Source organism: Microcoleus sp. T3_B1 (genome assembly GCF_036700445.1).
In the GTDB taxonomy this organism is placed as follows: domain Bacteria; phylum Cyanobacteriota; class Cyanobacteriia; order Cyanobacteriales; family Microcoleaceae; genus Microcoleus.
Map to the genome: position 1 here is coordinate 57,087 of NZ_JAUBOX010000026.1, position 7,828 is coordinate 64,914.

Below are 7,828 nucleotides of genomic sequence, written 5' to 3' on the forward strand. Positions count from 1 at the left end.
TAACACATAGAAACCCGGTTTCTTGAAGAAACCGGGTTTCCGAACAGCCTCAAAGTCTCACGTTCAATTCGGTTAACCGAATTACTTAATAGTCTTGAACGTATCCATTTTCCCAGTAAATCGGTTGATAAACATCTGCAAGACACTCCGCTTGCCAATATTGATATTAGAACTCACGGACATTCCCGACTGCAAGTTAACCTCCACTTCATTTGCCTTGCCCTTGTTCAAAACAAACTTCTGATTTTTGAGCTTTATTTTGGTTTTGAAAGCGTAGTATTTCCGCAGTTCAGTAGGAGGCTCAGCATCGCTGCTAATCTCTATCACTTCACCCTCAGCAGTACCAAACTCCAGCGCCGGGAAAGCTTCTACATTCACTTCCACAGGCACGCATTGGTATTTCGTCAAACCCAGTTTCTCTCTGTTAACTTCCTTCTCTGGACAAACGCAACTTTTACCTATTTCGCAGTCAATCTTTTCTCCGTCTAATTGCTTGCCGTGATACTGCTCCAATTTTGCCCGCTTCTGTCTCAAAGCATCCAATACCAGAGCCACATTGCTGTTTTCCAGGTAAACCACTGCTTGCAGACCGTTGTCGTCATCCAAAACTTTGAGCAGCTTTTCAGTTTGCTGCGCTTCGTAATAAGCTTCTTCGCAGCGTGCTGGGCGCGGTTCGCCCGGTTTCACCACCGTATTAATAATGGATTGGCATATCGGATCTTTCGCCATATCCAACTTAGCTTTCTCCTTCGTAGAAGGTTTCAAATCGAAGATAACGCCAGATACCGGAGCCTTCATCACTTGAGTGTCGCGGTTTTGTTGAGCCTTTTCTAGCTGAGCGTTCACCTCGGACAACTTTTTCAGGTTTTCCACTTTGAAGCGGCTTAGCTGAGAATCGCTGCTGGCAATTTGTTTCTGGTTTTCAGCAATTTTGGTATAAAGTTCTTTCGCCCAGGTATCCTTGGTGTTTTTCAACTGTTCTTGGGCGCGGGCGATGGACTCCAGAAGGCGCGCTTGCTCTCCTTGGTGACGCTGTATTTCAGCAGTAATTTTTTGGATGTCACCTTGACGCGCGTTAATTTCGCCTCGGCGCGTATTGATTTCACCGAGGCGCGTGTTAATTTCGCCCCTGCGAGAGTTGATTTCACCTTCGCGCTGCTTGATTTGATCTTGCTGTTTGAGAACGTCGCTTTGGCCTCTGAAAACATCTTGTTCTTGACGTTCTTTTTGCAGTTCAGCGATGGCTCCTTCCTCCACCAGGGGGGCGAGTCTGCCTAGAATGTTTTGATTCGACTTCAATACTTGTTGGGATTTCGCTAACTGTTCTTGGGCCAAATCTCTCTGAGCCAGGGCTGATTTTACTTGCTCTTGCGAAGAACTTAACTGCTGCTGAGCATAATTTAATTGGTTCTGGGCAAAACCCAATTGTTGCTGTGCCACTGTCATTTGATCGCCGGCGGCTTTCTCAGCATCCTGAGCTTGCTTCAGTTGTTTTTCCAACTCCTGAACTTGGCCTTGAGCTGCGGCTACGCGAGACAGAAACTCCGATCGATAATTAACATAAAGTCCTTGCTGAGCAGCATCAAAATTTCCGCTAGCTCCCCTGTTGAGGTACAGTTCGTCAATCAAAGCTTGCAGCACTTGATTTTGTGCCGTGAGGCTCTGTCTGTCCTTGATAGTTGATTCTAGGTTAGAAGGAACAGCGCCTTGAATTTTGCCGTTGACAACATCTTCGTAAAATTTATTTTCCTTTTCCAGAGCTTCTTTAGTTTTCTGAATCGATGTTAAATCGGCGCTGGGTGCAAGGGGGTTGAAAGTGAGCAGAGGCTGGTTCTTTTCCACGCGATCGCCATTTTCAACGTGAAGTCTCACCACAGCGCCCGTAGCAGGTGCTTGGATGTCTCTAGCACCATCTTTGAACTCCAATTGGCCGACAGCGGGGACAGCTTGCTCTACGCTAGCAAAATAAGCCCAAACTACAGCAGAAGTGGTCATCAGCATGATCATCCACAAAAACAAGTGCGACCAAATCGCTGGTTTTTCGAGAATGACTGGTTGCTCAGAAAGTATTAACGATTTCATAGCCATTTGTTAGTTCTCAGTTGTTAATTGTTAGCGCTAAGTTGTGAGTTGTTAGATATCAGGTATTCGATGACTCTTGTTGTTGGAAGAGGCAGTAGTAACGCCCTTTAAGAGCCATTAATTCTTTATGAGTTCCCCGCTCGACTACAGAACCTTGATCCATCATAATAATTATGTCGGCGTTTTGGATTGTCGTCAGGCGGTGAGTAATGAAAAACACCGTGCGGCCGGCAAAAGCTTCTGCTAAGTTATTGCAAACTTGGCGTTCGGAATGGTAGTCGAGGGCGCTTGTAGCTTCGTCCAAAATCAGCAGTTTCGGGTTTTGCAAAATCGTCCGGGCGATCGCCAAACGCTGTCTTTGACCCCCAGAAAGCGACGAACCCCGCTCTCCGACTATCGTATTGTAGCCAGCAGGCAAGCCCATAATAAAATCGTGAGCCACCGCTAATTTCGCAGCTCGCACAATCTCATCCGTACTCGCATCGGGATTGCTCAGAGCAATATTTTCCTGTACCGAGCAGTTAAACAGCAAAGTATCTTGCAGCACCACCCCAAGTTGGCTGCGGAGCGAGTACAGTTCCACCTTGGCAATGTCGTACCCGTCAATAAAAATCCGGCCCGACAGCGGCGGATAAAGACGCTGCAACAGCTTCATCGCCGTACTTTTACCGGAACCGCTTCCCCCCACAATTCCCACAAAACTGCCAGGGGGAAATTCCAAATTCACATTAGCCAATTGCAGTGCCCCGCTTTCTAGAAATCGGAAGGAAACCTCCTCATAGGTAACCTGCCCTTGAATTGCCGGCAGCGGGATATTGCTGCGGTCTTCCTCGCTGGTTTCCGTCGGCGTATCGACGACATCCTTAAGCATATCGATCGACATTGAGACTTCTTGGAAACTCTGCCAGACGCTCACAAAACGCAGCAGCGAACCAGTCACGTTCCCGGAAATAATTCGGAAAGCAATCAACTGACCCAACGTAATCTCATTTCCCAGTACCAAATAAGCTCCCACCCACAACTGAGCTAAGTTACCCACCTGGTTTAAAAAGCTGCTAACCGTACCGGCCGTAGTCCCCGTGATAATTGTTTTAAAACTGGCTGTAATGTATTTTGCGTAGCGGCTCGACCACTCCCAACGGGATTTCAATTCAATATTTTGAGCCTTAACAGTTTGAATCCCGCTGACTACTTCCACTAAATAAGATTGAGAGTCAGCAAAACGGTTGTTTCTTTGTTTTATCAGGCGCAGCACCAGCGGATTGATTAGAACAATCATCAGCCCCAGTATCGGTACCACTGCCAAAGATACTGCAGTTAGCTGCACACTGTAAGAGAGCATAACGGCGACGTAAACCACCGAAAATACCGCATCGAGAACCACTGTCAGAGCTGTACTCGTCATGAATTCCCGAATCTGGCCCATCATGCTGAATTTGTATACCAAATCTCCGACGCGCCGATTGTCAAAGTAATTCTGGGGCAGCCGGAGCAAGTGGTCGATTACCTCTGCACTCAATTTGACATCAATGCGGTTTGAGGTATCTATAAACAAAAAGGTACGCAAACCGTTGAGCAGTCCTTCAAACAGGGCAACACCTAATAGAAATGCCCCCAAAATATCCAAGGTGTCAATGCTGCGCTGACCTAAGACTTTATCAATAATTACTTGGCTGATTAATGGGTTGGCAAGACCAAATAACTGTACAAAAAACGAAGCCAGCAACACCTCAAAAAACACTGTCTTGTGTTCCATGAGCGCCGGCACAAACCACCAGAAGCTGAACTGCTCTTTTTGCTCAACTTGCGGAGCTTGCAGCAGCAGGACTTCTCCCTGTTCGCCCCAGATTTCTTTAAACTGAGGTATCCGCTTCCGCATCAGCCCCTGTTCGGGCGTGGCCATCACCAATTCTTGCTCGGTGATGCTGTAAATAATGGCAAAGCTATCTTGCCATTTAATCATTACGGGAGCTTTGATGCGGTTGATTGCTTCTGCTGGGACTTGCGCCAATTGAGGCGTGAGGCCGATGCTTTGGGCGATCGCCCCGCAGGCTTGGATGCTGATGGAACCGGCGGTTTTTAACTGATTTTCTAGAACTTTGCGGATGATATCTCGACGAAATTTGAGGCCGAAATACTTGCTCAACATTTGGAAGCAAGCTAGCGGGGCGTCAATCTGCCCTTTGGCGCGGAAAACTGGGTATCTCGCCGCATCCTTTGTTTGGGGGTCGGTTTTGGGTTCTGGGGGACGGTCTGGGGCGTCTATAATGCTGAGCGATTTTCCGCCGGGCGGATTCGGCCCAGGGTCTACTATATCTGGCGTGGGATTTAATGGGTCTGTTTCTTGAGGTTCTGGGGGTTCCCGGAAGCCGACCAATCGCGCGCCGAGGCGGCCTTCTACTTTTAAGGATTTGGCTGCGTTTTCCACAGAGAAGCGGCTGCCGGTGGGAAAGTCGCCCAAGACGCCGCTGCTGACGAGCCAAACTCGATCGGGATCTAGCTCTTTGGCGATGTCTTGAGTTTTTTTGTTGCCGTTTGGCACGTTGACAACTGTCGCATCTTGCCAAGCTTGCAGGGTGAGTTCCTTGAGATTGGAAGTGCCGTCGGCTTGGCGCTGCAATTCCAGGCTCAACAGTTCAAATACTTCGCTCAAGGAACAGTGTTCGCGAAAGGCTTCTCCAAATGTCGGCTGTTTTTCCAGTACGCTCAGGAACTCTTCGGCAGGCAGGACGATCGCGATCACATCTGTAGAGGCGATCGCGGTTTCGCAGGGAACTCCCCTGAGCAATCCAGCCCAGCCGAGAATTTCCTTCGACTGCACCAAGCGTAAACTTACGTGGCGCTGCGAGCGCTGGTCAAACCCCAGCAGCCGGGCCTGGCCTTGATAGATAATTGCCACCTGAGTCGGCATTTTTTCCCGTTCAAACAGGGGTTGCCCCGTCCGGTAGCCAAGGAGTTGGCATTTAGCCACCAAGGCTGTCAGAGCCGTCTCTGACAGTCGGTCAAAGGGAGGTGTTTGAGCTAGGAAATCCTGAATTTGGGAGAGGGAAACAGCGGAAGAAGTCATCCAATTTTAGATTTTAGATTTTAGATTTTAGATTGAATCCACAGATGAATCCAGGGGGTTTTTGTCAGGATGCTACGCTTTTTCAAGTCTCCACGGATAAATCCGGGGGCCCCTGACCAACTTGCTTGATTGTCATGATATGGAAGACAGGGAGGAGAGGGGCTGTAGCGGGCCTATTTGCGCTATCTGTTCGGCGAGCCAGCTTTCAAATAGTTCGTTAATCAAGTGCAGCCGCATCGATTCATCGAGCTGGGCCGGCATGAACTTTTCTAGTCGAATAATTACCATCCATTCTGCCAGAGGACGCGGCGTCCAGAGTTGATTTGGCTGGCTGACGGACAAAAGTTTGCTGATTGCCGGGTGGGGCTGGGAGAGGGGTACTGGGCCCAACAAGCCGCCTGACTTGGACTCGGGCCCTTCGGAATAGTCGCGGGCCACTTCAGCAAAGGTTTGTTCGCCTTCGAGGATGCGAAAGTAAAGTTCGTTTGCCAGCGATGGATTTTTGGTGCGTACCAGGGAATAGACTACGTGGTCTAGGCTGGCTTTGCGGGTTAAAAAATAATTATCTACTTTAGGTCTCCAAGTGGCTTGCTTAAATTTTTCGATCAGCAAGGGCCTAACGGCCATCTCTTGAAGTTCTTCTTCCGTCATATTTTGACCGCGCAGCCAAGCTTCTTTGGCTTCCGGGGCTGTCAGTTGGTGTTGTGCCAGAAAGTTCTCCACGGCGGATTGGCGTTCTTCGTCGCTGCAACTAAAGGATGCGATCGCTTGGTCTACTATTACACCGCGCAAGAATTGCGGCATCAACTGGTACCGCTTCAGGAGCGATGGCATATCCTGAGCTTGCAGTAATTTATCGCCTATTTGAAAAAGTCCTGTCATTTTTTTATCTCCAACTGACTTGCGCTTCCCCTTTTAATTTAGCTGTGGCAGGAAAAGAGCGACAACCACTAACCCCTCGATTCCCCGATGATAGCAGACCGTCCGTGGGCTAGCGCTATTGCTGTCTATTTCTTGACGCTCTGCCTAGCGAGGGGTTCCCCACGGGTCTCACAATGGTAGGGGGATGCGAGAGTGGGAGAGTGGGAAAATCTTTACTTCTGCCATCTTCCTTCTTCCCTCAACATCCATCCGTTAAATCCCGTACACTGCTTAGTTGCTGAACTTCCTTCTTCCTTCACTCTCGGAATAGTCTTTCAAAGAGTGTTTCGAGTTGGGTCGAGCAAGCGCGACTGTCGAGATATTTGGGGTTTGCCGCCATTTTTTGCTGGATTCGATCGCGGTAGTGCCGACGCAGTTCTGGGTTGGTTCCCAGTGCTGTGCTCAGCTCTAAATAAGACTTCTCGCTGTTTGCTACCAGTTCCGGAAGTAGTAGTTCTTCGATCACTGCGGCTGATTGTCGCGATCGAGTTGTTTGCCCTTTTCTTACCACTACAGGCAACCCGGCCAACAGGGGTTCTGCTAAGGAGCAGGCACTGCTGTATGGATAGGAGTCTAAATATATATCAGCCAATTCCAGACATTTTATGCAATCTGCGCGAGATGGCAGCGCCTTAATCACAACTAAACGCTTTTTGTCAATCCCAAATTCGGCAAAGAGCGATCGAATTTGGTTGTAAAAAGGCACCGTCGGATAGTTTTCATTGCGCGAACGAAAGGGATACAAAACTAAAATAGAATTTGGTACGGCCGCAATAATTTTTGCCCAAGTTTCTCTCAATTCTGGGATAATTGTAAAAGCTTGAGCGCCGGACATGAACACTACAGATTCGTCGGTGGCTCCCCAACTCCTGCGAGTCGGTTCAACTCTGCCAGGTGCTGATCCTACAGTATAGCTTAAACAAACTCCCGAACCTTCTAAACTAATTAATTTTTCGCGATACTCTGCTGCTGCACCTGGGGGCAATGTCAAATCTCCGGCAATGAAATAATCAATATTTCGGGCGCCTGTGGTTGCGGGGGTTGATGCACCCGTAGCTATTTGCACCCGCGCTAGTCGGTGCAGGCACAGCAGCGCGCTTGGTTGAGAAGTGTCGGTAGTATTGGTGCAGATTAGCAGAATATCTAAATCGTGCGATCGCATTTCTCGGACTTGATTGGGCAAAGCTTCTGACAGTTGCACCAGTTTGTCGGCGCAATTTTCGCAATATTTCCCCAGTCGCTCGTCTTGTACCTGGAAATAGTACACGATAATTTCAAATTTGCTTCTGTCTAAATATTCAAAACTCGCAATTGCTGCACGAGTCTCGGATTTATCACTAATTTTATCAAGCAAAAAGCCAACTCTGATTTTAGTTCTTTCAGGTTCTCTCTGAGGAAAATTCCATTCTATTTGACTGCCGATATTATTCAAATGAAATTCCAGAATATCAGCTCGCTGACTCAATATATTGAGCAGATTGAACTCGCTCAAATACAAAGCTTGGAATCTAACATTTTTCGCAATAAAAGCCACCAAATAACGCCAAACTTCTGAATCGGGAAAACTGGCGATATTAGCAGCGACGTAATTGATTAACTGCTGGAAATATTCAGAGTACCTTTCAACTTCCGACTTGGGTTTAAACTGATATCTTGCACCCTTCTCAATTACTTGGTTAGGAACAGGCAAGATGCCTGTTCCACAAGATAATTCATCTGTTGTGGAACTAACAGGCAAGATGCCTGTTCCACAAGATA

4 protein-coding genes are annotated in these 7,828 nt (G+C 48.0%); all 4 read right to left on the reverse strand.

All coding sequences use genetic code 11. The annotated features are described in order from the left end of the window. Positions 1-81: 81 nt before the first annotated feature. Positions 82-2,082 (reverse strand): chromosome partitioning protein ParA, encoded by a 2,001-nt coding sequence (locus QT990_RS16135; RefSeq protein ID WP_333465465.1) that lies wholly within the window; start codon positions 2,080-2,082, stop codon positions 82-84. 58 nt (positions 2,083-2,140) lie between these two features. Next, positions 2,141-5,149, reverse strand: coding sequence for a peptidase domain-containing ABC transporter (locus QT990_RS16140; protein WP_333142721.1), 3,009 nt, complete (start codon positions 5,147-5,149; stop codon positions 2,141-2,143). A 132-nt stretch (positions 5,150-5,281) separates the two neighbouring features. Further along, positions 5,282-6,031, reverse strand: a complete 750-nt coding sequence (locus QT990_RS16145; RefSeq protein ID WP_333102856.1) for a peptidylprolyl isomerase — start codon at positions 6,029-6,031, stop codon at positions 5,282-5,284. Between the two features lie 295 nt (positions 6,032-6,326). Further along, on the reverse strand, positions 6,327-7,828 hold a 1,502-nt coding region (locus QT990_RS16150; protein ID WP_445305440.1), incomplete at its 5' end, for an O-linked N-acetylglucosamine transferase, SPINDLY family protein.

Coding starts and splice junctions, on each gene's coding strand:
- QT990_RS16135 (WP_333465465.1), bottom strand. CDS start 2,082: ATGAAATCGTTAATACTTTCTGAGCAACCAGTCATTCTCGAAAAACCA.
- QT990_RS16140 (WP_333142721.1), bottom strand. CDS start 5,149: ATGACTTCTTCCGCTGTTTCCCTCTCCCAAATTCAGGATTTCCTAGCT.
- QT990_RS16145 (WP_333102856.1), bottom strand. CDS start 6,031: ATGACAGGACTTTTTCAAATAGGCGATAAATTACTGCAAGCTCAGGAT.